Origin of the sequence: Salicibibacter cibi, from assembly GCF_016495865.1 — a bacterium.
Lineage (GTDB): Bacteria > Bacillota > Bacilli > Bacillales > Marinococcaceae > Salicibibacter > Salicibibacter cibi.
Genome location: NZ_CP054706.1, coordinates 161,352 through 186,300, shown reverse-complemented (window position 1 = coordinate 186,300; position 24,949 = coordinate 161,352). Strand labels below are relative to the sequence as shown.

Here is a 24,949-nt window from a genome sequence, read left to right as displayed (position 1 = left end):
ACCTATTAAACGAGTTCGATGACGGCCATTGGGGTGCCGTCCCCTTTTCTCGGGTCCATTTTAATAATGCGTGTATAGCCGCCTTGCCGCTCTTCGTAGCGTGGGCCGATGTCATCAAACAATTTTTGAATGGCATCCTGGTCTTCTTCTGCCGCTTCCTTACGGATAAATGCTGCCGCTTGTCTACGGTCATGCAAAGTGCCACCTTTGCCGAGCGTGATTGTTTTTTCCACAATCGGACGTAGCGCTTTAGCTTTTGCCTCCGTGGTCACAATCTTTTCGTTGATCAAAAGATCCGTTGCGAGATCACGAAATAACGCTTTTCGTGCTGAACTATCTCTTCCCAGCTTTCTGTATGCCACAGTTATTTCCCTCCTTTTGACCAATGGTTTGGATGCGTTTATTCCTCATCGCGAAGGCCGAGACCTAGATCTCCCAGTTTCTCTTGCACTTCTTCCAAGGATTTCCGTCCCAGGTTGCGCACTTTCATCATGTCTTCTTCTGATTTCTGTGTGAGCTCCTGAACGGTATTAATGCCTGCGCGTTTCAAACAATTGTAAGAACGTACCGATAAATCCAGCTCTTCAATTGTCATCTCCAATACTTTTTCTTTTTGGTCTTCCTCTTTTTCCACCATGATTTCCGCATTTTGTGCTTGGTCTGTCAAACCGATAAAGATGCTTAAATGTTCATTCATGATCTTGGCGCCTAGAGACACAGCTTCTTCAGGGCGAATGCTCCCATCCGTCCAAACATCAAGCGTTAGCTTATCATAGTTTGTAATCTGCCCGACGCGCGTATTTTCGACTTGGAAATTCACTCGGTCAACCGGTGTGAAAATCGAATCGATCGGAAGGACACCGATGGCTAAGTCCTCGTGATTGTTTCCATCGGCAGGAACATAGCCACGGCCGCGTTTGGCGGTCATTTTCATATGAAATTTCGCACCTTGATTAAGCGTAGCGATGTGAAGCTCAGGATTCAAAATATCAACATCACTATCGTGATTGATATCTTGTGCAGTTACTGCACCTTCGCCGCTTGCCTCAATTTCAAGCACTTTCTCATCATCGGAATGGATGTTGAGAGCCAAGTTTTTCAAATTCAGCACAATGGTGGTAACGTCTTCCACGACGCCCTCCACTGTTGAGAACTCGTGAAGGACTTGATCGATTTGAATATTCGTAATCGCTGATCCCGGTAGGGAGGATAACAGAATTCGACGTAAGGAGTTTCCTAAGGTTGTTCCATAGCCACGTTCAAGCGGTTCAACTACAAACTTCCCATATTTGCCGTCCTCACTGACTTCAATCGTTTCAATGCTCGGCTTTTCGATTTCGATCATCTTTTAAATGATACCCTCCTTTAAAACGTCAGCATCCGTATTACACACTTCACCATTCACCGTACATAAAGTCCGCTATTTTGATGCCCACTTTGTCTAACCATTATTGACAGAACGCAATGTTTTCAAACCTTATAATGGTCTATGACGTGTTATACTCTGCGACGTTTTGGAGGGCGGCAACCGTTATGGGGAACAGGTGTAACATCACGGATAACATTCACTTCAAGCCCGGTTGCTTGCAGTGAACGAATAGCTGCTTCACGGCCGGCACCCGGTCCTTTTACGGCAACTTCCACATTTTTCATACCATGATCCATCGCTCCCTTAGCAGCTGTTTCAGCTGCCATTTGAGCAGCGAAAGGGGTGGATTTACGTGATCCTTTAAAGCCAAGGTTGCCAGCACTTGCCCATGCCAATGCATTTCCTTGCGTATCCGTAATCGTCACGATGGTATTGTTAAATGTGGAACGAATATGGGCAACTCCTGAATCCACATGCTTACGTTGACGCTTTTTGCGGGATGTTGTTTTCGGTTTAGCCATTTTTTAAACCTCCTTACTTCTTCTTATTCGCGATCGTCTTCCGAGGACCTTTCGCGGTTCTGGAATTATTTTTCGTACTTTGTCCACGGGCAGGAAGGCCGCGACGATGACGGATACCACGATAGGAACCAATTTCGATTAAACGTTTAATGTTAAGAGACTTTTCCCTGCGAAGATCCCCTTCTACCGTGTAGTTTCCGACAGCGGTTCGGATGCGCCCCAGTTCTTCATCCGTAAGATCGCGAACCCGAGTATCCATCGGTACGTCCGCTTCCTGAAGAATACTTTGCGCACGGCTTTTTCCAACCCCGTAAACGTACGTGAGTGAAATAACGATCCGTTTGTCACGAGGAACGTCAACTCCTGAAATTCGTGCCATGAACATACACCTCCTTTATGGTTAACCTTGTTTTTGTTTATGCTTCGGGTTTGAACATATCACCATTACTGTACCTTCGCGGCGAACGATTTTACATCGTTCACACATCGGTTTTACGGAAGCTCTGACCTTCATTTTTCTTTCCCTCCTTCGTGATCGATAACTTTCCCAGAAGGAACTGTTGCAGTGTTCTCCTGCGATTGTTATTTGTATCGATACGTAATTCGACCACGGGAAAGGTCATATGGGGAAAGTTCCACAGTAACCTTATCGCCGGGTAAAATACGGATAAAGTGCATGCGGATCTTGCCGGAAACATGCGCGAGTATTCGATGACCATTCTCCAGTTCCACTCTGAACATGGCGTTTGGCAAAGGCTCGATAACAGTGCCTTCCACTTCAATCGCATCATCTTTGGCCATGGATTTACTCTCCTCCCTTCCTAATATCAGGTAGCCTCTACGAAATTGCATCATCACGTGGCGCAATTTGGCATTAGTCACACGTCGGTATCAAGTTTGTGTCAAAATTTCATATCCTGCATCCGTAATTGCAATCGTGTGTTCAAAATGTGCGCAGTTTTTCCCATCCGTTGTGACCACTGTCCAATTGTCATCCAAAGTATGGACATAACGTTCGCCCATATTTATCATCGGTTCAACGGCAAGCACCATCCCCGGTTTCAAACGGACTCCTTTTCCAGGGGGGCCGAAATGAGGGATTTGCGGGTCTTCATGCAAGTCTTGACCAACACCATGACCTACATACTCCCTGACAACCGAGAACCCATGTTTCTCCACGAATGTCTGTATCGCATGAGAGACATTAGAGAGTCTTTCTTTCGGTTTTGCTTCCGCAAGCCCCTTGTATAAAGCATTCCGGGTCACTTCCAAGAGTTGCTCCGTTTCGGCTGTTATTACACCAACAGGATACGTCCACGCAGAATCACCATGGTATCCGTGAATCTTCGCTCCAATATCAATGGAAATGATATCGCCGTTTTTTAACACTCTGTTTCCCGGTACACCGTGAACAAGTTCATCATTTACGGAAGTACAAATACTCCCGGTAAATCCATGATAACCTTTAAATGAAGGAACGGCATCATACGATTGTATAAAATGATCTGCGATTTGGTCAAGTTCAGCGGTTGTAATCCCCGGCTTAATATGACGTTGAAGTTCTTCATGGGTCAACGCCACTATTTTTCCGGCGTACCGCATAATTTTTAATTCCCGATCGGTTTTACGAATAATCATGCATGCTGCAAACCTTCCAATAATTGAGCAATATCCCCGTGCACCTCATCAATCTCTTGGTTCCCATCGATATTGCGGAGATAACCTTTTTGGCTATAAAAATCAATCAGCGGTTGCGTTTGTTCAATGTTCACTTCCAGGCGTTTTTTGACCATTTCCGGTTTGTCATCATCACGTTGGATGAGCTTGCTGCCGTCCACATCACAGATCCCTTCCACTTTTGGCGGATTGTAATCCACGTGGTACGTTTCACCGGAAGAAGGGGAGACACGACGACCTGCCAAACGTTTGATCAACGTTTCCTTAGGGACTTCAATGTTAATGACAAAATCGAGCGAACGGTTAAGATCAGTAAGAATGTCCTGTAGCGCCTCCGCTTGAGGGATTGTGCGCGGAAATCCGTCAAGCAAAAATCCTTTTGCGCAATCATCTTCACCCAATCGTTCCCGAACGATTCCAATTGTCACCTCATCAGGCACAAGTTCCCCCTCGTCAAGGTAGCGCTTTGCTTTTATGCCGAGTTCGGTTTCGTTTTTGATTGCCGCCCGGAACATATCCCCTGTTGATATATGGGGAATCCGGTACTCTTCACTGATCGTACCCGCTTGTGTTCCTTTCCCGACACCCGGAAGTCCCATTAAAATTAAATCCATGATACCTCTCCTTATATCCCGCGTTAGTCTTACTCGCTACTCCTTATTTTATGAACCCTTTGTAGCTACGTTTCAGCAATTGTCCTTCGATCTGTTTCATCGTGTCCAGTGCAACACCGACAACAATGAGCAAGCCCGTGCCCCCGATTTGAATCGCTTCAGGCAATCCGAGTTGAGTCGTAAAGAACACCGGCAAAATCGCAACCGTGGCCAAAAATAGAGAGCCGACAAGCGTAAGTCGATACAGGATATGGCGAATATACTGTTCCGTTGTTTTACCGGGACGAATACCGGGAACATAACCACCTTGCTTTTTCAGGTTCTCTGCCATCGTTTCCGGATTAACCTGCACAAACGTATAGAAATACGTAAAAGCAATGATTAATCCGATGTACACAATTGCCCCAACCGGTTGCGTGTAATCAAAATTATTGATTACCCATTGGGCAATCGCGTTGTCTTCTCCCAAAAAGCTTGCAACTGTCGGCGGAAAGATAAATAACGCCATCGCGAAAATGACCGGGATAACCCCTGCAGAGTTCACCTTCAGTGGAAGATGCGTGGATTGCGCACCTGCTGTTGACTGGCGGCCAACCACCCTTTTTGCATATTGGATTGACACTTTACGAATCGCTTGCTGTACAAAGACGACACCGACAATAATCAAGAGTACCGCAAGTGCCAATAATAGGATGGTAACAATGCCCATAAACAGTTGCTCGCCCGCACCTTCGATTTGCGTAGCGTAAATTTGATTTAGCCCATTTGGAATACCGGCAGCAATACCGGCAAAAATCATAATGGAAATCCCGTTCCCTACCCCTTTTGCAGTGATTTGCTCCCCTAACCACATGAGAAAGGTGGTCCCTGCGGTCATGATGAGCGCGATAAGTAGGTAAGTGGCAACTCCCGGGTCCGGAATAAGTCCCGGAAATTGGGCATTAAAACCGATGGACATTGCCAATCCCTGAATAAACGCCAATAAGACGGTGAAATAACGAGTGAACTGTGCCAGTTTTCTTCTTCCTGCTTCCCCTTGCTTTGACCATTCCGTAAACTTCGGGACAACATCCATCCGCAAGAGCTGAACGACAATGGAAGCAGTAATATAAGGGAAGACACCCATCGCAAAAATGGAGAAGTTGCCGAGTGCTCCCCCCCAAACGTGTCAAGAAAACCGAAAGCTGATGCTTCCCCCTGGAAATCCAAAACGTCGCTATCGGATCCGGGGATTGGGATGAATGTCCCAATACGGTAGACGATGAGCATTGCCAGGGTGAAGAATATTTTTCGACGCAGATCTGCTGCACGAAATATATTGGCTAAGCCCTTAAACATTAAACCACCTCGGTTCGACCGCCGGCTGCTTCAATTGCCTTAACTGCAGAGGCAGAAAATTTATTGGCTTTCACTGTCAGTTTTGTCTCCAATTGACCATTCCCAAGGATTTTAATGCCATCATTTTCTTTTTTGACGGTGCCGGTCTCGATGAGCAACTTCGGCGTAACTTCCGTTCCATCTTCAAAACGATTGAGGGTTTCAATATTAACAACGGTATACGCCTTCCGAGTTGGATTTGTAAATCCGCGTTTAGGCAACCGTTTGTAGATCGGGTTTTGCCCGCCTTCGAAACCCGGCCGTACATTCCCCCCTGAACGAGATTTTTGACCGTGTTCTCCTCGGCCGGCGGTGTTGCTGCGCTTTGACCCATACCCTCGTCCGGGACGGATCCCTTTTTTGCGAGCACCTTCTTTTGGTCTTAGATCGTGCAACTTCATGTTTTCACACCTCCTGTCTTGAAGCGTTCCCTTAACCGCTGATTTCTTTTACATTTACAAGGTGGGATACTTTGTTAACCATTCCGCGAATGGCAGGATCGTCCTTTTGGATCACCGAGTGGTTTACTTTGCGCAGTCCCAGTGTCCGTACCGTTACACGCTGGTCTTCCGGTCTGCCAATCAGACTGCGGATGAGGGTGATTTCCAGTTTATTTTCCACTTGTACTCCCTCCTATCCTTGCAATTCTTCGACGCTTTTGCCGCGTAGTCTGGCAATATTTTCAGCTGTTTTTAATTCGCTCAAACCTTGTAGCGTGGCACGAACCATATTGATCGGATTGCTTGAGCCGTGTGATTTTGAAAGAATATCATTTACCCCGGCATGTTCAAGAACCGCACGCACAGGACCTCCGGCGATAACCCCGTACCTTCAGCCGCGGGTTTCAGCAACACTTTGCCGGCTCCGTAACGCCCTACCAATTCGTGAGGGATCGTCGTACCTACACGAGGAACTTTAATGAGAGCTTTCTTTCCGCTTTCCACAGCTTTTCGAATAGCCTCGGGTACCTCATTGGCTTTCCCGATGCCAAAACCTACATGCCCGTTGCGGTCACCAACAACGACAATCGCTGCAAAGCGAAAGCTGCGACCGCCTTTTACTACTTTTGAAACACGGTTAATAGCAACGACTTGTTCTTCCAAGTCAAGTTTGTTCGGATCAATGGCCATATATTGTCCCTCCTTCATGCTTTAAAATTTCAGGCCTTCCGCACGAGCAGCATCAGCCAGTGCCGCTACACGTCCATGATAGATATAGCCTCCACGGTCAAAAATGACATCTTCATATCCCTTTTCACGCGCGCGCTTTGCAACAAGCGCCCCCACATCTTTAGCAGCATTCACGTTTCCGCCATTTTCCTGTTTGAATTCAGGATCCAACGTAGACGCGGCTGCCAACGTTTCACCCTTTATATCATCGATAAGTTGGGCATAGATATGACTTGAAGAACGAAAAACATTTAAGCGCGGGCGTTCCGAAGTTCCGCTTAACTTTTTTCGTATTCGGTTATGACGCTGTTTGCGCGCCGTCTGCTTATTAGTTTTTGCCACCATGAAAACTTTCCTCCTTTCCTGCCTGCTTCAGGCAGCATTTGGCATTGGTTTTATTTGCCTGTTTTTCCAACTTTGCTTCGCACCGTTTCATCCGTATAGCGAATCCCTTTTCCTTTATAGGGTTCCGGCTTGCGAACGGAACGAATATCCGAAGCGACGGCTCCAACCAATTGTTTATCGATTCCTTTAACAAGCACTCTTGTATTAGATGGCACTTCAAATTCAATGCCTTCCGGTTCTTCCATTTCAACCGGATGTGAATAGCCAACGTTTAGTACGAGCTTGTTGCCCGATTTTGATGCACGGTAACCAACACCGACAAGGTCAAGGCTTTTTTCGAAACCGTCCGTAACACCTTTCACCATGTTTGCAATGAGGCTTCTTGTCGTTCCGTGCATGGAACGGTGGTCTTTATGATCAGATGGACGTTTAGTCGTAACGACCCCTTCTTCATGAGTGATCACGATGCCAGAATTAAACTGACGGGACAATTCCCCCTTTGGCCCTTTCACCGTTACATGTCCGTCGTCGACCGTAAGCGTTACACTATCCGGTACTTCTAATGGTAGCACACCGATACGTGACATTTATATTACACCTCCATTCGCACACGCTTACCATACGTAGGCGAGTACTTCTCCACCAATGTTTTGTTTGCGGGCTTCTTTGTCTGTAACAATTCCTGATGAAGTCGAAATAACCGCGATGCCCAATCCGTTCAACACGCGGGGAACTTCATCGGAACCGGCATATACGCGCAATCCCGGTTTGCTGATCTTTTTTAGTCCGGAGATAACTCGTTCATTTCCTTGCCCATATTTAAGAAAAATACGGATAACCCCTTGCTTTTTATCGTCCACGAATTCAACATCGCGTACATACCCTTCACGTTTAAGGATTTGCGCAATCTCTTTTTTTAAGTTTGATGCCGGCAATTCCAGCTTATCATGACGAACGGTATTAGCGTTGCGAATTCTCGTAAGCATGTCGGCAATCGGATCTGTCATAACCATATCGATAAACCTCCTTCCATCTTTCAGGTTTTACCAGCTTGCTTTTTTCACACCGGGGATCTGTCCTTTATACGCAAGATCACGGAAACAAATCCGGCAAAGCTTAAACTTTTGATATACAGCGTTCGGCCGTCCACATCGTTCACAACGGGTGTATTCGCGAACCTTATATTTTTGAGGTTTTTTTTGCTTTTCGACCATCGCTTTTCGAGCCAAAATGCATTCCCTCCTTCGTTTTGATATTTATCGTTGAAAAGGCATGCCCACTTGAGTAAGCAATTCTTTCGCTTCCTCATCCGTTTCGGCGCTCGTTACAATCACAATGTCCATTCCGCGGACTTTGTCAATCTTGTCATATTCAATTTCCGGAAAAATCAACTGTTCCCTTACACCGAGCGTGTAATTTCCGCGGCCGTCGAATGCTTTTCCTGAAATCCCGCGAAAGTCGCGAACACGAGGCAAAGATACGTGAATCAACTTTTCCAGAAAGTCATACATGCGTGTTCCGCGAAGGGTCACTTTCGTACCGATCGGGTTCCCCTCTCGCAGTTTAAATCCCGCAATCGACCGTTTCGCTCTTGTTACGATCGGTTTTTGCCCTGTGATTAAAGCGAGTTCTTCCATGGCATTATCCAAGGTCTTCGGATTGGATACAGCTTCGCCCACGCCCATGTTGATCACAATTTTTTCGATCTTCGGAACTGCCATGATCGATGGATAATTGAATTGGTCGTGTAAGCGGGGCATAATTTCGTCTTTATAACGTTCTTTTAAAGCGTTCATTATTTTCGGGCCTCCTTTCAGCAAGCGTTACTAATCAATAACCTCTCCGGTTTTTTTTGCAATGCGTACCTTTTTGCCGTCTTCGGTTTTATAACCGACCCGGGTAGGTTCACCGCTTTTCGGATCAATGAGCATCACGTTTGATACATGGATAGGCGCTTCCATATCTTCGATGCCCCCTTGCGGGTTATCCTGTGAAGGTTTCATGTGTTTGGTCACCGTATTGACACCTTGAACAAGGACACGTTCACGGCTGGGATAAGCTCCGATGATCTCACCTTCCATCCCTTTGTCTTTCCCGGTAATCACTTTAACTTTATCGCCTGTTTTCACATGCAATTTCGGTTGTTGCGCCATTGGTTCGCACCTCCCTCATCAATGGTTCTTGCCAAGTATTAAAGCACTTCCGGTGCTAACGATATAATTTTCATGTACTGGCTATCGCGCAATTCACGCGCAACCGGTCCAAATATTCGCGTGCCTCTTGGGCTCTTGTCATCACGGATCACGACCGCTGCGTTTTCATCGAATCGGATATACGAGCCGTCCGTCCGTCTTACACCACTGCGGGAACGAACGATGACCGCGCGCACAACTTCGTTTTTCTTGACAACGCCTCCTGGCGTTGCATTTTTGACGGAACAGACAATCATGTCGCCGATGTTTGCGGTTTTTCGCCCAGTACCCCCGAGCACTTTAATGCATTGCACTTCCCGTGCACCTGAGTTATCGGCAACTTTTAGCCTCGACTCTTGCTGGATCATTTTCACGGCCTCCCTTCAATCAAAGATGTCTTAAATAATCACTGATTCTTCGACGATTTCAACGAGGCGGAAGTATTTATCTTTGGACAACGGACGTGTCTCCATTATTCTAACGGTGTCGCCTACTTTCGCTTCATTCTTTTCGTCATGTACTTTAAATTTCTTTGAAGAACGGACGCGTTTGCCGTATAGCTTATCTCGTTTATACGTTTCAACGACAACGGTGATCGTTTTATCCATCTTATCGGAAACAACGCGACCGATCCGTACTTTTCGATCATTACGTTCACTCATCTGTCGATTACCTCCTTTTTACCCTCGGTTTATGCCAAGTTCTCTTTCCCTCAAAACGGTATTGGCACGGGCGATTGCTTTACGAACATTGCGGATGCGGGCGGGGTTATCCAACTGACCGGTTGCCAGTTGAAAGCGAAGGTTGAACAGTTCTTCTTTTAATGATTTCGTTTCTTGCTCGATTTCCGTCGTGGTCATTTCCCGAATTTCTTTAGCCTTCATTTGCCTCACCACCCATTTCTTCACGTTTCACAAATTTGCATTTGATCGGAAGCTTGTGGGATGCAAGACGCAATGCTTCTCGTGCCACTTCTTCATTGACACCTGCAATTTCAAACATAATTCTGCCGGGTTTGACAACGGCTACCCAACCTTCCGGCGCACCTTTCCCGGAGCCCATGCGGACTTCCAACGGTTTTGCAGTATAAGGTTTATCGGGGAAAATTTTGATCCAAACTTTACCGCCACGTTTCATGTAACGAGTCATTGCGATACGAGCGGCTTCAATCTGTCGGTTTGAAACCCAGGATGCTTCCAGGGCCTGCAGGCCATACTCACCAAATGTGATTTCCGTGCCGCCTTTAGCACGACCTCTCATACGGCCACGCATTTGACGACGGTATTTCACGCGTTTAGGCATTAACATGTTTAGTCGCCTCCTTCGTCTGTACGGTCACCTTTCGTGGGAAGAACCTCTCCACGGTATATCCATATTTTTACACCAATCTTCCCGTATGTGGTGTCTGCTTCTGCTGTGCCAAAATCAATGTCCGCTCGCAACGTATGCAATGGTACAGTTCCTTCATTATAGCTCTCGGAACGTGCCATGTCCGCACCACCGAGACGTCCGTTTGCTTCTGTGCGAATCCCTTTTGCTCCGGCACGCATTGTACGCTGGATCGATTGTTTCATTGCACGGCGAAAAGATACGCGATTTTCCAACTGGCGAGCGATGTTTTCAGCGACGAGCTTCGCATCCAAATCTGCTTGCTTAATTTCAGAAATGTTGATGTGCACACGTTTACCGGTGAGAGCATTTAAGTTTTTTCGTAATGCCTCAACTTCGGAACCGCCTTTACCGATCACCATGCCGGGCTTAGCTGTGTGAATATTAATATTCACCCGATTTGCTGCCCGTTCAATTTCAATTGTCGATATGGAAGCATCTTTGAGACGCGTTTCAATATACTCGCGAATTTTTACGTCTTCGTGCAACAACGTCGCGTATTCTTTTTCTGCGTACCATTTTGATTCCCAGTCACGGATTACGCCAATCCGAAAACCTATGGGATTAACTTTTTGACCCACGCTTTATCCTTCCTCCTTTTCTGAAACAATGATTGTGATGTGACTTGTTCGTTTATTGATCCTGGATGCACGTCCCATTGCCCGCGGGCGAAAACGTTTCAAGGTGACACCTTCATCCACGTAAGCTTTGCTGATCACTAAATCTTCCGGTTCCATTTCATAGTTGTGCTCCGCATTGGCAATCGCGGATTTTAATACCTTCTCCACAGTTGGCGACACGCCTCTCGTTGTATGCCGTAGTATGGAAATGGCTTCTCCGACGTCTTTGCCGCGCACGAGATCAACGACCATCCGTGCTTTTCGAGGAGCGACACGAACTTGCTTCGCAACTGCTTTAGCCTCCATTGTAGTCTACCTCCTCTCTTGTTAACGTCGTCTCGTTCTTTTGTCGTCCTTGTCGTGTCCCCGATACGTTCGTGTTGGGGCAAATTCGCCAAGTTTATGACCGACCATGTCTTCCTGGATGAAAACAGGCACATGCTTGCGTCCGTCATGGACAGCAATGGTATGTCCAACAAAATTAGGGAATATCGTGGAGCGACGTGACCATGTTTTAATCACACGTTTGTTATTCTCATCCATAGCTTCGACCTTTTTCATTAGATGATTATCTACAAATGGTCCTTTTTTCAAACTGCGTCCCATTTAAAAGCCTCCTTTCTTGTACAGGCGCGACGTGTGAATAGCGCCTCCCCAATTCGATGACTTAGGGTGTTGGCGCTAAACCGATCGCGATTATCTTCTTTTCTTTTTGTTCCGGCCTTGAACAATATATTTGTTTGAAGGTTTATTTCTTTTTCTCGTTTTATAGCCAACGGACGGTTGACCCCAAGGAGATACGGGTGCATCGCGTCCGACCGGTGCCCGTCCTTCACCACCACCGTGCGGGTGGTCAGATGGGTTCATGGCTGAACCGCGAACCGTAGGGCGTTTATTGAGCCATCGGCTGCGCCCGGCTTTGCCGATATTGATCTGTTCGTTTTCAAGGTTGCCCACTTGTCCAATCGTTGCCCGACATGTGGATAGAATAAGACGAGTCTCACCGGACTTCAAACGAACAAGTGAGTACTTGCCTTCACGTCCGAGAATTTGTGCATGCGCACCTGCAGCGCGTGCCAATTGGCCGCCTTTCCCGGGTCTCATTTCAATGTTGTGAATGGTTGTGCCTATTGGAATGTCCTTTATTTCAAGGGCGTTCCCGATTTTGATATCCGCATCGGTTCCTGACGTTATATTGCTTCCGACTTTCAGGCTCTTTGGGGCGAGAATATAACGTTTTTCTCCATCTACGTAATGAACGAGCGCGATGTTTGCCGAGCGGTTCGGATCGTATTCAATTGTTGCTACTCGACCCGGAACCCCGTCCTTGTTGCGCTTGAAGTCAATGATCCGATACTTGCGTTTATGGCCGCCACCTTGGTGACGAGTGGTGATTCGACCATGATTGTTTCGGCCGGCATTTTTGGAATGCGGGGCAAGCAATGACCGCTCTGGGCTATCCGTTGTGATTTCGGAGAAATTCTTCCCGGTCATAAAACGTTGCCCGCCTGTATTCGGCTTATAGCGTTTAACTGCCATTGGTTTTCCCTCCTCTACTGTGAGACTTAAACTTCATCGAATATTTCGATCTCGTCACTGTTCTCGGTTAAAGTTACAATCGCTTTTTTTCTCGCGGGCTTATAGCCTTCGAAACGACCAAAACGACGAAACTTGCGTTTATAATTCATCGTGTTTACTTTATCAACGTCTACTTCAAAGATTTCTTCAATCGCTTGTTTGATCTGGGTTTTATTCGATTTAATGTCCACTTCAAACGTGTATTTCTTATCTTCCATAATCTCTGTAGAGCGTTCCGTAATGACCGGGCGCTTAATCACATCGCGAGCATCCATTAGCCAAGCACCTCCTCTACGTTCTCTACAGCCTTTTTCGTGATGATTAACTTATCGCTGTTAATCACATCCAGAACATTCACACCTTTAGCGTCGATGGTTTTTACGTTCTGCAGATTGTTCGCAGATTTCTTTACGTTTTCGTCATCGTCCGCTGTGACAATCAACGTTTTTTGCTCGGCGGAAAGACTGGAAAGAATAGTCATCATTTCTTTAGTTTTCGGCACGTCAAAATGTAGATCGTCGACAACAATGAGTTCATCATCCTGTACTTTTGCGGAAAGTACTGATCGAAGTGCGAGGCGACGAACCTTTTTCGGAAGTTTATACCCATAATTTCTTGGGGTCGGCGCAAAAATGACACCGCCGCCCGTCCATATTGGGGAACGGTTGGAGCCATGGCGTGCACGTCCCGTACCTTTTTGGCGCCAAGGTTTTGCACCGCCACCGCGAACTTCGGAACGGGTTTTTGCTTTTTGGGTTCCTTGCCGAAGGGAAGCCTGTTGCATGACAACCGCATCGTGCACAACACTTTCATTCGGTTTAATACCGAAAACGGAATCGGTAAGTTCCGCGTCCTCAACTTCCGAGCCGGCTTGATTGTATACCGTTACTTTAGGCATGATGGTTCCTCCTTTCTTTTAGCATTACTGGCTAACGGATTGCACCTTTACATAACCCTTCTTGGGTCCCGGCACATTCCCTTTTATAAGCAATAAGTTACGTTCTTCATCAATTTGTACGACTTCAAGGTTTTGCACGGTCACTTGATTGCCGCCCATCTGCCCGGGTAGCTTTGTTCCTTTGAACACTTTAGAAGTGTCAATAGGGGCCAATGCGCCTGAACCTCGATGATAGCGGGAACCATGTGATTTCGGACCGATTGCGTAGTTGTGTCGCTTAATCGAACCTTGAAACCCTTTCCCTTTCGAAACACCCGTAACGTCTATGACGTCGCCGGATGCAAATGTATTAACGTTGACCTCTTGACCAACTTCGTGATCTCCAATACTCATATTGCGAAATTCACGAACGTAGCGCTTGGGCGCCGTGCTTGCTTTTTCAGCATGGCCTTTTTCCGGTTTGGTGGCACGCTGTTCTTTTTTGTCATCCGCGCCTAGTTGAACCGCATCGTAACCATCATTTGCTTCTGTTTTTAACTGCATGACAATGTTCGGGTTTGCCTGAACGACAGTTACAGGAACAACATCGCCGTTCTCTTTAAATACCTGTGTCATGCCGATCTTTCTACCCAAGATTCCTTTGGCCATCAGTCACACCTCCTATTTTTCATGTTAAATTTAGAGCTTAATCTCAATATCGACACCTGAAGGCAGATCCAAACGCATCAAGGCGTCTACCGTTTGCGGCGTCGGACTGAGAATGTCGATAAGGCGTTTGTGCGTGCGCATTTCGAATTGCTCCCGAGAATCCTTGAACTTGTGCGTCGCGCGTATAACAGTGTACACTGATCGGTCTGTCGGAAGAGGCACCGGTCCGGACACTCTTGCATCGGAGCGCTTCGCGGTCTCCACAATTTTTGCGGATGATTGATCAAGGATTCGGTGATCGTACGCCTTTAATCGGATTCGGATTTTCTCATTTGCCATGTTTAACCCTCCTTTTCGTCTGATTTCCAGACTTGCTCCGTGAAAATTCCCCCCACCCGCCATGGCAAAGGGGCCGGGTGTGTCGGGCAACCTTCCACTTCTTCGCTTGACAATCAAAAAGGGGAGGTCCGTATGCATGGCCTCCTCCCACCTTCTTTGTCACACCTAATCATTATAAAGGCTACGAACAGCGATTGCAAGCAGAAATTTAGGTTTTGGCTTAATTCGTTCCTAGCGAAGCAAAAAGACCGCAAAGTAAGCCCCAAAAAACAGCAAGCGGCGGGAGTCCCCGGCACTTGCTACCTCGTTTCCTTATTGTTTTTCCAACACCGATATTCTTTGTCTTAGCTTCTCCATTTCACGATGCTGATTGATCAAACGTTTAATTAACACAAGCTCTGCTTGGGCTGTCATCAAATGATCTTGCGCGTGAATCATTAAGAAAGTGGGAGTGGCTTCATCATCCTGATTGGAAATTAGCTCCGTCTGCCATTTGTGGCCAGCCACAAATTCCTCATCTGCTTCTTCCAGTTTCAACTCCACTGTTTCAAAATCCTCTTCCTCAGCCGCATCCAATGCTTCGTAAGCAGCACCACGGGCATTGCCACCATGCAAGATTAATTGGGTCATCGTCTTTTCATAATCGATATTGATTCACCTCTTCATCTGCTTATTCCTTCGCTTCAATTGATTGCTCTTGCTTTACTAACTGTTTTTCATAACGTTTAAAGAATGGATAGTATATCATCGTGGCCACAAGAACATTTATGACCTGAATCAATACAGCCATCAATGATCCTCCTGTTGCCAAAAACCCACCGAAACCAAGCGGTACCGTAAATGGTGGTTGCACGACCACAGGCGGTAAGACACCCGTTGCGAACATAATGTAATTGATAGTGACAACAACGACCGGCGCTATCACGAATGGAATCATCAATATCGGATTGAGCACAATCGGTAAGCCAAAAATCAACGGTTCATTGACATTAAAGATCGATGGAATGATCGCTGTTTTTCCTACTTGTTTAATTTGAACTGATGCCGAAAACACCATAAATACAGCTAAACCTAAGGTGACACCCGAACCACCGATATGCGTGAACATATGGAAAAAGGGTTCCGTCACAATGCCCGTTGCTTCTTCACCGGCGGAGACCGCATCAGCATTCGCGGCAAGTTGGCTCATCCAGAACGGATAGACGACCGAAGACACAACATTCATGCCATGGATACCCATACTCCATAAAACGACCATCAATAAAATCATGATGAGCGCTGCCCAATAGGTATTCGACGCTGTTACCAGCGGTTGAAAAATCGCCATGACGGCTTGCGGCAATGTAAGGTCAAAATTCGCATACACGATCCACTGCAAGATCCATACCAATGGCAAAATAACCATAAATGGAATCAACACGCGAAAAGATCTCAACACATAAGGCGGAACACTCGACGGCATTTCAAAGGTGAATCCTTTTTTAATGAAAAAATTCATCAATTCCGTCACAAGAATACTCAAAATAATGGCTACAAATAAGCCCTCTCCACCAAGAAATTCGAGCACTTGCCCAAATTCGATTTGTTCAATATCCACGACCGGGAACGCTGACATGAAAAAGGCGAGCATAGACAAGATACCTGCCATCACAGCATCCATATCTTTTCGTTGGCCGAGACTGTAGCCAACCCCAAAAGCAACGACTAAAGCCATCAAACCAAAGGTTAAGTGAAAGGGGAACAACAATTGGGCCTGTATTGGCTCAACCGCGTTCACCCACATATCAACAAGCGGTCCCAACACCGGCATACCGCCAATTTCAGCAGGCGGATTGGCAATGATCAGGAAAATGGAACCGGTGATAATGACCGGCAATGCAAAAATAACGAAAGCATCCCGTATCGATTGCAAATATATATTTTGCGCAATCTTACCGAGCGGTTCCATTAAATGGTCTTCCAGCCATTGAATCATCTCGGAAGCACCTCCTTATTTTTCAGCTAATTTCAATGCTTGATCAAGGACCTTTTCTCCGTCCATAAGGGCAAACGCGGTCTGCTCAACCAATTCTACCGGGACATTGTGCGGCTCCGCGATGCGTGTTACTTCTTTTCGTAAATGCCGCACTTGCGGTTCGAGCAAAGCGACATCATAATCGGCCGCTCTATCTTTAAAGTCTCCGGTTCCTCCTGCATAAATATCGGCTGTGATTCCTCTTTTCGTGGCCGCTTCCTCCACTTTTTTAGCCAATTGACTTGATGTTGCGCCCCAACTACATAAAATAATCACTTTAATAGACTGTTCTGCCATTTCGCTCACTCCTCTTGTTTTTGAATTTCGCAGATAAAATTTCCTCAGCTTTCTCGTCCACGACTTTATAATGTTTCATCAGCCATCTCGAGAACCATGTCGTAGCTAGAAGAACCACTGTAAAACCAATGCCGAAAAGGAAAAGCTGTAAGGCGCCCGGTTGTCCGGTAAAATATTGCTGAGCGGCATAGCCATTCCAAAATAAAATAAACGTTAATGTGTACCAAAAGGATACCTTCCTTAGCACATCTACGCCTCCTTTCTTTATTATCATTAATTTTTAATGCAACTATCATGCCAAAAATAAAAAGCCCATCATAGCGGGCTTTTATAGCACATTCAAGAAGTGTGCAAAAACAGTGCACACTTCGGGTGTTTTTGGCCGAGGAGCAAAGCGATCAACATTATTAAAGGAGTTACTATGCTCAACTGAAAAAACGTATATATAGTGTCTAAGATAATCGCATCAAGTTCTGTCGTTACTTAGGATTTACCAGGTGATATAGTAGTCAGTGGAAACCAACGCCTCTTTGTTTTACAATGGAGTGTTCCAGATAGGTGATCTTCTTTCTGGTTAAAGGACCTCTAGGTGTATCATAGCCATGTCAATGCAAATCAAATAAGGTTTCTTGAATGTTATCTTGAGATTTTCATCGATACCCGGACAAAAGATTCCGGAAACGGAATTTGAAATGATTGTTCTAAGCTAGAAACAAGGGGCTCCCATATGCTTCGTTCGGCTTGATCGTACTGAAAATGATTGTCCATCGGTATCGTTTGCTTTAATTCTTCTATTTCACCATGTACATGAGCTTTTATCATTCGATCCAGCAAAACCCCTATGTGCATACTCATCCCTAGGGCGCGGTCATCATCCCAGTCATAGTATGCTTGTACTTGCGGAAAGTATTTATCCAGAATCGTACAAAAAAGACGGGGATTAAGATAAGTCACGATTTCTGCAAGTCCAGATTGAATCTCGCGATAACCCCTCCCATGAGATTGTTGCGTTGTTTCTCCCTGTCGAACCCCGTATTGGCGTGTTACTTCTACTAATTTGAGTAAACGAGACGTACCTTCTTGTTTTAGAAGTTCCCATGCAGGAATAAAAGGAATTTCATCCATCGAGATAAACACCGTACCGATAATAGCTACAATATCATAGTAATCTTTTAATTGACGCAAAATCGAAGTGTCCCTAGAGACAGGATCAACACGGACAGAGCGAATGACAACGTCTGCATCTGCATCTGTGAGTTGATCCGCTAACCATTCTTCAAGTAATTGAGCAGCCCCTTCCCCAGTGAAACAAACGGTTGCAATTAAACGTTTCTTCCGAGTATGAGGATCCGAATGATCTTCACTCATAAACGCCGTCATCGCTTTCTGAGTTGTTTCATAGACTTCTTTAACCGTAATATCCTGCACGAGTGATTTTCGTCCAGCTTCCATAACCATGGGCATATTCACATAAGGCACAGTAAATACTGGTACTCCCCATTCGCTATAGAATGTATCTCCCATCGTTACCAGTGAGCCCATATCAACGAGTAAGAGTACACCCTGGTACGTATTAGAGGCAAGCGCTCTATCAATGAAGACTCTTACCTCTTCATTGGTGTCTTCGGCTGATTTTTCCAGTGGCATATCGACGGATTGGATGACCTCGGCCCCAAGTAATGTATTGGTCACTTCAGCCATCGATGAAGCTGTGGTTCGTCCATGAGTGACAAGCAGCACAAAAATTGTTTGGGCATTGGGTAATGATTGTGATTGCTGCACAGGCGTCAAAAAATGGGCTAGTAATTCCACTTCATCATCCGGAAGCTTAAGATCGATTGTCTCTGTCAAGTATTCAGCCAGACGATGAGCAGCGTAACGATCTTCTTTCGAAGCTTTTGAAAAAGACGGAAGTGTCTGTTTATTTTCTCGACCATGATTTCGCAAATTTTGCAAGTGCAGCCCAATAACGTACATACTTTGTTCATTAAGTTCTCTGTTAATCTGAGGTGAAAGAACTGTTGGCGCTCGTTGCAATGCATAGAGCAAATCTCCATCAATAAGATCATGCCCAACATCATAAGAAAAAGTAACTTTAGGATAGCGAGCAGTTAAATCCGCAATATATTGATTAACAACGTGTTGTAGTGAGGATTCAACGGTCATATCTCCCGCGGAAGATAACTCTAATCGTTTTTTGTTTAACCGTTGATAGATGTTGGGAAACAGGGAATGAGATTCCCCTTTCGTTATTTGCGCGGCTTTTGCCTGCTCATTTTCCAAGGGAAATGAAGTTTGCCCTTCGTCCATTTTTATGAGAATATCCTCAACACCTACCAGCACTTCCGAGAATTCTTTATTTAAATACCTTAAATAAGCTCTTGCGCACGCAATTTGGATATCATTTTGCAACTGACCAATATTACCCGGACAAGCATAATGAAGAAGTTTATCTCTTCCCGCATCTTCCATAGATAGATCAGCATCCATTTTATCTGCTTCCTGCTGCAAAAACAGTTCCAATAACATTTCTCTCTCTGCATGGCTGCGTTCACGCAAAGGTGGAACGATTAACGTAACAGAAAATCTTCGTAGCAACGTGATTAAAAGAGCACGCTCTGGGCTTTGAGTCGTCGCTCCGATAAATGTTATGTTGGCCTGCCGTTCACGTGTAGCTTCACCAAACCGACGATAGACTCCTTTATCAATCAGGTAAAATAACATTTCCTGTGCGGAAGCCGGCAAACGATGAATTTCATCCAAAAAGAGAATACCCCCATCAGCTTGTTCGACAAGCCCAGGTTCATCCTGAACAGAACCTGTGAACGCTCCTTTTTTAATCCCAAAAATTTGTCCGACCAATAACTCTGGGTTCTGGGCATAATCTGCACAATTGAAGGTGATGAAAGGAGTGGAACGTTTAATATATCCTTCTCGTGTAGCTATTTCGTATAAACGTTCCGCTAGATATGTCTTCCCTGTCCCAGTTTCCCCGGTAAAAAGAATATGGAACGATTGAAAAGGATAGGAAAGGGCAGCGAGTCCTTGTTGGATCAACGGCTGCAAACTCTCTCCAATCTCTTTAGGCGTACGGGAGGTTTTTCGGCGATAACGCACAGGTTTTCCGGTGATCTTTTCTGCCTGTCCATTTTGGAAAAGATCATTTAAATAACGACTCGCGGTGGAACGGTTAATCTGCAAAGCAACGGCGATTTCCCTGGCACTCACCCCCTGGGGTTTTAGATCTGAAAATTCTTGCAGTTTTTTTGTTACCGTTTCCTCTTTACTCATGTTGTTTCACCTTATTCATTGTTCTTTGCACCAAGTTTACCAATTAATCACTATATTTTCATGTTCAACGACTTTTTCAGCCACACACAAATGTAAACAAACGCTTATTTAAAGACTTCTCTCACCAAAGATAGCGAACGTTAACGTCTTTTTCGTATCCTTTCGTCCTTTAACGAAGGTGAACAATCTTAGAGTGCAAAAAAAAAGCATCCCGCGGGATGCTTTTTTTTAATAACCTGTTTACTTCACGATCTCTGTGACAACGCCGGAGCCTACGGTACGTCCACCTTCGCGAATCGAGAATCTTGTGCCGTCCTCGAGCGCAATCGGTTGAATGAGCTCAACGTCCATTTCGATGTTGTCACCGGGCATAACCATTTCTACCCCTTCAGGAAGGTTGATTACACCGGTAACATCCGTTGTACGGAAGTAGAATTGCGGACGGTAATTTTGGAAGAATGGCGTATGACGGCCACCTTCATCTTTTGAAAGTACATAGACTTCTGCTTTAAATTGCGTGTGAGGTGTGATCGTACCCGGCTTCGCAAGCACCTGTCCACGTGTAATATCTTCACGGGCAACACCACGCAGCAATGCACCAATGTTGTCACCGGCTTCGGCATAGTCGAGAATTTTGTGGAACATCTCAACACCTGTAACGGTGGTTTTTCTCTTCTCTTCCGTAATACCGAGAATTTCTACTTCATCCCCACTGTTTAGCATGCCCCGCTCAACACGGCCGGTTGCAACCGTACCACGGCCGGTGATGGAGAAGACGTCCTCAACCGGCATCATGAATGGTTTATCTGTATCACGCTCAGGAGTCGGGATATAATTGTCGACTTCCTTCATCAAGTCAAGGATTTTTTGCTTATGCTCGTCATCTCCTTCAAGAGCTTTCAAAGCAGATCCGGATACAACAGGAATGTCATCTCCCGGGAAGTCATACTCGGAAAGGAGGTCGCGCACTTCCATTTCCACGAGTTCAAGTAGTTCTTCGTCATCGACCTGGTCCACTTTGTTAAGAAAAACAACGATGGACGGAACGCCGACGTTACGAGAAAGCAAAATGTGCTCACGTGTTTGCGGCATCGGACCGTCAGCTGCGGATACAACCAGGATGGATCCGTCCATTTGCGCAGCACCTGTGATCATGTTTTTCACATAGTCTGCGTGTCCCGGGCAATCCACGTGTGCGTAGTGGCGGGTATCCGTTTCATACTCCACGTGGGAAGTTGCGATTGTGATGCCGCGCTCTTTTTCTTCAGGTGCGTTGTCAATCGCATCAAATGCCATGACGTCACCTTCGCCGGATTGTTCATGAAGGACTTTTGTAATCGCTGCAGTCAGCGTTGTTTTTCCATGGTCTACGTGTCCGATTGTGCCAATATTGGCATGCGTTTTCGACCGGTCAAATTTTTCTTTTGCCATTGAAATGTTCCTCCCTTAAATTAAGGTTTTTTATAGCAAGAAAGCATGATCGTTGATCTACTTTCTAGGCTTTTGGTTTTAGAGAACCTAATTATTCTCCGGTGTTCTTTTTAATGATCTCTTCGGAAATGCTCTTTGGTACTTCCGCATAATGATCAAAGTGCATCGAGTATGTTCCGCGCCCTTGTGTGTTGGAACGAAGGGTTGTTGCATATCCAAACATCTCTGCCAACGGCACGAAAGCGCTGATGATTTGCGCGTTCCCCGGGCACCCATTCCTTCAACCCGGCCGCGTCGTGACGTAACGTCACCCATAACATCGCCCATGTATTCTTCCGGAACGATAATTTCCACTTTCATCAACGGTTCAAGCAGAGCTGGATCACACTTGGATTTTGCTTCTTTAAGCGCCATTGAAGCGGCAATTTTAAATGCCATTTCATTCGAGTCCACATCATGGTAAGACCCATCATATAAACGCGCTTTTACATCAATTAGGGGATAACCGGCAAGCAAACCGTTTTGCAGCGCTTCTCCCACGCCTTGCTCTACTGATCCAATGTACTCCCGCGGGACAACGCCACCAACGATCGCATTTTCAAATTCAAAGCCTGCCCCTTGTTCATTCGGACTAAACTCAATCCAAACATGGCCGTATTGACCACGGCCTCCGGATTGGCGAATGAACTTGCCTTCACATTGTGCCGATGCCTTGATCGTTTCACGATAAGAGACTTGCGGAGCGCCGACAATAGCCTCGACTTTGAACTCTCGCTTTAATCGATCCACAATGATATCCAGGTGCAATTCACCCATTCCGGAAATGACCGTTTGACCTGTTTCCTCATCTGTATACGTTTTAAACGTAGGATCTTCTTCCGAAAGCTTACCGAGCGCAACGCCCATTTTATCCTGATCCGCTTTTGACTTCGGTTCTACCGACAAGGAGATAACAGTTTCCGGGAAGTCCATGGATTCGAGGATCACCCGGTCCTTCTCATCACAAAGTGTATCACCTGTCGCTGTGTCTTTCAAACCAATGCCTGCGGCAATATCTCCGGAATAAACTTCAGAAATCTCTTCCCGTGAATTGGCGTGCATTTGCAAAATTCGACCGACGCGTTCGCGTTTATCCTTTGAAGAGTTCCGCACATAAGACCCGGATGAGAGTGTGCCTGAGTAAACGCGGAAGAATGTCAATTTGCCCACATAAGGATCTGTCATAATTTTAAAAGCCAGGGCAGAAAATGTCCCTGCGTCATCAGCTTCACGAGTCACTTCTTCTTCTGAATTCGGCTTTATGCCTTTAATGGCCGGAACATCCGTCGGCGCCGGCAAATAGTCAAGGACAGCGTCCAGCACCAATTGGACACCCTTGTTTTTAAAGGCAGATCCACAGAGGACGGGATAAAATTCAATATCCAGCGTTCCTTTGCGAATTGCCCTTTTAACATCCTCGTTGTTGAGTTCTTCGCCTTCCAGGTACATCATCATAAGGTCTTCATCGAAATCAGCAACCGCTTCAACCAGCTTCTCACGATAGGTATCCGCTTGTTCACGGTACTCCTCGGGGATATCATGCACTTCTGTTTCCTTGCCCAAATCATCCAAATAATAGTGGGCTTTCATTTCCACAAGATCGATGATTCCTTCGAATTCATCTTCAGCACCGATCGGGAGCTGTATGGCGTGAGCATTCGCTCCAAGCCGATCTCTTAATGTACTGACCGAATAGAGGAAGTCCGCACCAACCTTATCCATTTTGTTGACGAAAACAATCCTTGGCACATGATACGTCGTAGCCTGGCGCCAAACCGTTTCGGTTTGCGGTTCAACCCCTGATTGCGCATCAAGAACAGCTACCGAGCCATCAAGAACACGCAGGGAACGTTCCACTTCGACCGTGAAGTCGACGTGCCCGGGCGTATCAATGATGTTAATGCGATGGTCTTTCCATTGGGCTGTTGTCGCGGCAGATGTGATGGTAATCCCTCGGTCTTGCTCTTGCGACATCCAGTCCATTTGGGAAGCACCCTCATGTGTTTCTCCAATTTTATGCGTACGGCCCGTATAGAACAAAATACGTTCCGTGGCCGTCGTTTTACCGGCATCGATGTGTGCCATAATGCCGATATTACGTGTTTTTTCCAAGGAGAACTCTCTTGACATGGCCTACACTTTCTCCTTTCATCCATTTCTGACAGGTCCGCTAAAAGAGCGACAACATTACCAACGGTAATGGGCAAAGGCTTTATTTGCTTCTGCCATACGATGAGTGTCCTCACGTTTTCTGACAGCTGAGCCAGTATTATTGGCTGCATCCATTATTTCATTTGCCAATCGCTCTTCCATCGTTTTTTCTCCGCGTAAACGCGCGTAGCTTACCAACCAACGCAACCCTAAGGTCGTACGACGATCAGGCTTCACTTCGATCGGCACCTGATAGTTGGCACCGCCGACGCGTCGCGCCTTAACTTCAAGCACAGGCATAATATTTTTCAACGCCTGATCGAAGACTTCCATCGGTTCCTCATCGCTGCGTTCACGAACCAAATCAAATGATTTATACAAGATATTTTGTGCTTTTCCTTTTTTGCCGTCAATCATAATACGGTTAATGAGACGAGTCACCAACTTGGAATTATAAATCGGATCCGGCAATACTTCACGACGAGGTACAGGACCTTTACGAGGCATGTCCCACCCTCCTTTCATTATCACTGCAGTTTATTTTTTTGCACGTTTTGTTCCATATTTGGAACGACCTTGCTTACGACCCTGGACACCTGCAGTGTCTAGGCTTCCCCGGACAATATGGTAGCGCACACCCGGAAGGTCTTTCACACGACCTCCGCGAATAAGTACAACACTGTGCTCTTGTAAATTGTGACCGATTCCCGGGATATATGCCGTTACTTCAATCCCATTGGTCAAGCGAACACGTGCATATTTGCGCAGTGCCGAGTTTGGTTTTTTTGGCGTCATTGTGCCGACACGTGTGCAAACGCCTTGTTTTTGCGGAGAAGACTGATTGGTCGGCACTTTCTTAATGCTGTCAAAACCTCTGTTAAGTGCCGGCGCATCAGATGTCTTCGGTTTTGTTTGACGTCGCTTGCGAACAAGCTGATTAATCGTTGGCATCGATTTTCTCCTCCTTTCTTGAACACTTTTTCCGTGCGA

Annotated in this window: 36 protein-coding genes and 3 pseudogenes; all 39 read right to left on the bottom strand. The window is 46.0% G+C overall.

The genetic code is table 11. From position 1 onward, the window contains the following. Window positions 1-5: 5 nt before the first annotated feature. Window positions 6-362, bottom strand: coding sequence for a 50S ribosomal protein L17 (rplQ, locus tag HUG20_RS00960; protein ID WP_200086998.1), 357 nt, complete (start codon window positions 360-362; stop codon window positions 6-8). 38 nt (window positions 363-400) lie between these two features. Next, complete coding sequence (locus tag HUG20_RS00955; RefSeq protein WP_200086996.1) at window positions 401-1,345, bottom strand: DNA-directed RNA polymerase subunit alpha; 945 nt, start codon at window positions 1,343-1,345, stop codon at window positions 401-403. Window positions 1,346-1,497: 152 nt separating this feature from the next. After that, on the bottom strand, window positions 1,498-1,890 hold the full coding sequence (rpsK, locus tag HUG20_RS00950) for a 30S ribosomal protein S11 (protein ID WP_200086994.1): 393 nt from the start codon (window positions 1,888-1,890) through the stop codon (window positions 1,498-1,500). A gap of 13 nt (window positions 1,891-1,903) precedes the next feature. Beyond that, on the bottom strand, window positions 1,904-2,269 hold the full coding sequence (gene rpsM / locus HUG20_RS00945) for a 30S ribosomal protein S13 (protein WP_200086985.1): 366 nt from the start codon (window positions 2,267-2,269) through the stop codon (window positions 1,904-1,906). A 21-nt stretch (window positions 2,270-2,290) separates the two neighbouring features. Continuing rightward, window positions 2,291-2,404: a 50S ribosomal protein L36 gene (rpmJ, locus tag HUG20_RS00940; protein WP_200086976.1), complete on the bottom strand. Its 114-nt coding sequence runs from the start codon at window positions 2,402-2,404 to the stop codon at window positions 2,291-2,293. A gap of 68 nt (window positions 2,405-2,472) precedes the next feature. After that, window positions 2,473-2,691: a translation initiation factor IF-1 gene (infA, locus tag HUG20_RS00935; protein WP_114373692.1), complete on the bottom strand. Its 219-nt coding sequence runs from the start codon at window positions 2,689-2,691 to the stop codon at window positions 2,473-2,475. Window positions 2,692-2,781: 90 nt separating this feature from the next. Then, window positions 2,782-3,528: a type I methionyl aminopeptidase gene (map, locus tag HUG20_RS00930; protein WP_200086974.1), complete on the bottom strand. Its 747-nt coding sequence runs from the start codon at window positions 3,526-3,528 to the stop codon at window positions 2,782-2,784. Continuing rightward, window positions 3,525-4,181: an adenylate kinase gene (locus HUG20_RS00925; protein ID WP_200086972.1), complete on the bottom strand. Its 657-nt coding sequence runs from the start codon at window positions 4,179-4,181 to the stop codon at window positions 3,525-3,527. Before HUG20_RS00925 ends, map begins: the two co-directional genes overlap by 4 nt. A gap of 43 nt (window positions 4,182-4,224) precedes the next feature. Further along, a pseudogene (gene secY / locus HUG20_RS00920) lies at window positions 4,225-5,519 on the bottom strand (preprotein translocase subunit SecY). Continuing rightward, complete coding sequence (gene rplO / locus HUG20_RS00915; RefSeq protein WP_200086970.1) at window positions 5,519-5,959, bottom strand: 50S ribosomal protein L15; 441 nt, start codon at window positions 5,957-5,959, stop codon at window positions 5,519-5,521. Before rplO ends, secY begins: the two are co-directional and overlap by 1 nt. Window positions 5,960-5,990: 31 nt before the next feature. After that, window positions 5,991-6,179 carry a 50S ribosomal protein L30 gene (gene rpmD, locus HUG20_RS00910; RefSeq protein ID WP_200086968.1) on the bottom strand — a complete coding sequence of 63 codons (189 nt, stop codon included), beginning with the start codon at window positions 6,177-6,179 and terminating at the stop codon, window positions 5,991-5,993. A 12-nt stretch (window positions 6,180-6,191) separates the two neighbouring features. Beyond that, window positions 6,192-6,688, bottom strand: a pseudogene (gene rpsE / locus HUG20_RS00905) (30S ribosomal protein S5). 21 nt (window positions 6,689-6,709) lie between these two features. Continuing rightward, window positions 6,710-7,072, bottom strand: coding sequence for a 50S ribosomal protein L18 (gene rplR / locus HUG20_RS00900; protein ID WP_200086966.1), 363 nt, complete (start codon window positions 7,070-7,072; stop codon window positions 6,710-6,712). A gap of 50 nt (window positions 7,073-7,122) precedes the next feature. After that, on the bottom strand, window positions 7,123-7,659 hold the full coding sequence (gene rplF, locus HUG20_RS00895; protein WP_200086964.1) for a 50S ribosomal protein L6: 537 nt from the start codon (window positions 7,657-7,659) through the stop codon (window positions 7,123-7,125). Between the two features lie 27 nt (window positions 7,660-7,686). Continuing rightward, window positions 7,687-8,085: a 30S ribosomal protein S8 gene (rpsH, locus tag HUG20_RS00890; protein ID WP_200086962.1), complete on the bottom strand. Its 399-nt coding sequence runs from the start codon at window positions 8,083-8,085 to the stop codon at window positions 7,687-7,689. Between the two features lie 30 nt (window positions 8,086-8,115). Beyond that, window positions 8,116-8,301 (bottom strand): type Z 30S ribosomal protein S14, encoded by a 186-nt coding sequence (locus HUG20_RS00885; protein ID WP_200086959.1) that lies wholly within the window; start codon window positions 8,299-8,301, stop codon window positions 8,116-8,118. Between the two features lie 27 nt (window positions 8,302-8,328). Beyond that, complete coding sequence (gene rplE / locus HUG20_RS00880) at window positions 8,329-8,868, bottom strand: 50S ribosomal protein L5 (RefSeq protein WP_200086952.1); 540 nt, start codon at window positions 8,866-8,868, stop codon at window positions 8,329-8,331. A 30-nt stretch (window positions 8,869-8,898) separates the two neighbouring features. Then, window positions 8,899-9,207: a 50S ribosomal protein L24 gene (gene rplX, locus HUG20_RS00875; protein WP_200090332.1), complete on the bottom strand. Its 309-nt coding sequence runs from the start codon at window positions 9,205-9,207 to the stop codon at window positions 8,899-8,901. 56 nt (window positions 9,208-9,263) lie between these two features. Continuing rightward, complete coding sequence (gene rplN / locus HUG20_RS00870; RefSeq protein WP_200086943.1) at window positions 9,264-9,632, bottom strand: 50S ribosomal protein L14; 369 nt, start codon at window positions 9,630-9,632, stop codon at window positions 9,264-9,266. 30 nt (window positions 9,633-9,662) lie between these two features. After that, window positions 9,663-9,926, bottom strand: coding sequence for a 30S ribosomal protein S17 (gene rpsQ / locus HUG20_RS00865; protein WP_200086941.1), 264 nt, complete (start codon window positions 9,924-9,926; stop codon window positions 9,663-9,665). An 18-nt stretch (window positions 9,927-9,944) separates the two neighbouring features. Beyond that, entirely contained in the window at window positions 9,945-10,148 is a 204-nt protein-coding gene (gene rpmC, locus HUG20_RS00860) for a 50S ribosomal protein L29 (RefSeq protein WP_200086940.1), read from the bottom strand. Further along, window positions 10,138-10,572: a 50S ribosomal protein L16 gene (gene rplP / locus HUG20_RS00855; protein ID WP_200086938.1), complete on the bottom strand. Its 435-nt coding sequence runs from the start codon at window positions 10,570-10,572 to the stop codon at window positions 10,138-10,140. The genes rpmC and rplP overlap by 11 nt, the downstream gene beginning before the upstream one ends. A 2-nt stretch (window positions 10,573-10,574) precedes the next feature. Next, window positions 10,575-11,234 carry a 30S ribosomal protein S3 gene (gene rpsC, locus HUG20_RS00850; RefSeq protein WP_200086936.1) on the bottom strand — a complete coding sequence of 220 codons (660 nt, stop codon included), beginning with the start codon at window positions 11,232-11,234 and terminating at the stop codon, window positions 10,575-10,577. A gap of 3 nt (window positions 11,235-11,237) precedes the next feature. Continuing rightward, a complete protein-coding gene (rplV, locus tag HUG20_RS00845) occupies window positions 11,238-11,579 on the bottom strand; it encodes a 50S ribosomal protein L22 (RefSeq protein ID WP_200086934.1) in 342 nt (113 codons plus the stop codon). Window positions 11,580-11,600: 21 nt separating this feature from the next. Then, a complete protein-coding gene (gene rpsS, locus HUG20_RS00840) occupies window positions 11,601-11,879 on the bottom strand; it encodes a 30S ribosomal protein S19 (RefSeq protein WP_200086927.1) in 279 nt (92 codons plus the stop codon). Window positions 11,880-11,969: 90 nt separating this feature from the next. Next, the gene (gene rplB, locus HUG20_RS00835) at window positions 11,970-12,812 is read right to left on the bottom strand and encodes a 50S ribosomal protein L2 (RefSeq protein WP_200086925.1); all 843 of its coding nucleotides are present in this window, start codon (window positions 12,810-12,812) and stop codon (window positions 11,970-11,972) included. Window positions 12,813-12,838: 26 nt separating this feature from the next. Further along, window positions 12,839-13,126, bottom strand: coding sequence for a 50S ribosomal protein L23 (gene rplW, locus HUG20_RS00830; protein WP_200086923.1), 288 nt, complete (start codon window positions 13,124-13,126; stop codon window positions 12,839-12,841). Then, the gene (gene rplD / locus HUG20_RS00825) at window positions 13,126-13,749 is read right to left on the bottom strand and encodes a 50S ribosomal protein L4 (RefSeq protein WP_200086921.1); all 624 of its coding nucleotides are present in this window, start codon (window positions 13,747-13,749) and stop codon (window positions 13,126-13,128) included. The genes rplW and rplD overlap by 1 nt, the downstream gene beginning before the upstream one ends. A gap of 24 nt (window positions 13,750-13,773) precedes the next feature. Continuing rightward, window positions 13,774-14,397 carry a 50S ribosomal protein L3 gene (rplC, locus tag HUG20_RS00820; protein ID WP_200086919.1) on the bottom strand — a complete coding sequence of 208 codons (624 nt, stop codon included), beginning with the start codon at window positions 14,395-14,397 and terminating at the stop codon, window positions 13,774-13,776. A 30-nt stretch (window positions 14,398-14,427) separates the two neighbouring features. Beyond that, window positions 14,428-14,736, bottom strand: coding sequence for a 30S ribosomal protein S10 (gene rpsJ, locus HUG20_RS00815; protein ID WP_200086917.1), 309 nt, complete (start codon window positions 14,734-14,736; stop codon window positions 14,428-14,430). A 312-nt stretch (window positions 14,737-15,048) separates the two neighbouring features. Then, a complete protein-coding gene (locus tag HUG20_RS00810) occupies window positions 15,049-15,390 on the bottom strand; it encodes a PTS lactose/cellobiose transporter subunit IIA (protein ID WP_200090331.1) in 342 nt (113 codons plus the stop codon). A 16-nt stretch (window positions 15,391-15,406) separates the two neighbouring features. Next, a complete protein-coding gene (locus tag HUG20_RS00805) occupies window positions 15,407-16,711 on the bottom strand; it encodes a PTS sugar transporter subunit IIC (RefSeq protein ID WP_200086915.1) in 1,305 nt (434 codons plus the stop codon). A 15-nt stretch (window positions 16,712-16,726) separates the two neighbouring features. Beyond that, on the bottom strand, window positions 16,727-17,047 hold the full coding sequence (locus HUG20_RS00800) for a PTS sugar transporter subunit IIB (RefSeq protein WP_200086913.1): 321 nt from the start codon (window positions 17,045-17,047) through the stop codon (window positions 16,727-16,729). Next, entirely contained in the window at window positions 17,028-17,294 is a 267-nt protein-coding gene (locus HUG20_RS00795) for a hypothetical protein (protein WP_200086911.1), read from the bottom strand. Before HUG20_RS00795 ends, HUG20_RS00800 begins: the two co-directional genes overlap by 20 nt. Window positions 17,295-17,683: 389 nt before the next feature. Beyond that, window positions 17,684-20,338, bottom strand: a complete 2,655-nt coding sequence (locus tag HUG20_RS00790) for a sigma 54-interacting transcriptional regulator (RefSeq protein WP_200086909.1) — start codon at window positions 20,336-20,338, stop codon at window positions 17,684-17,686. 240 nt (window positions 20,339-20,578) lie between these two features. Then, window positions 20,579-21,769 carry an elongation factor Tu gene (gene tuf / locus HUG20_RS00785; protein WP_200086907.1) on the bottom strand — a complete coding sequence of 397 codons (1,191 nt, stop codon included), beginning with the start codon at window positions 21,767-21,769 and terminating at the stop codon, window positions 20,579-20,581. A 91-nt stretch (window positions 21,770-21,860) separates the two neighbouring features. Then, a pseudogene (fusA, locus tag HUG20_RS00780) lies at window positions 21,861-23,938 on the bottom strand (elongation factor G). A 57-nt stretch (window positions 23,939-23,995) separates the two neighbouring features. Beyond that, entirely contained in the window at window positions 23,996-24,466 is a 471-nt protein-coding gene (gene rpsG, locus HUG20_RS00775; protein WP_200086905.1) for a 30S ribosomal protein S7, read from the bottom strand. A 30-nt stretch (window positions 24,467-24,496) separates the two neighbouring features. Continuing rightward, window positions 24,497-24,910: a 30S ribosomal protein S12 gene (rpsL, locus tag HUG20_RS00770; protein WP_200086897.1), complete on the bottom strand. Its 414-nt coding sequence runs from the start codon at window positions 24,908-24,910 to the stop codon at window positions 24,497-24,499. Window positions 24,911-24,949 lie beyond the last annotated feature (39 nt).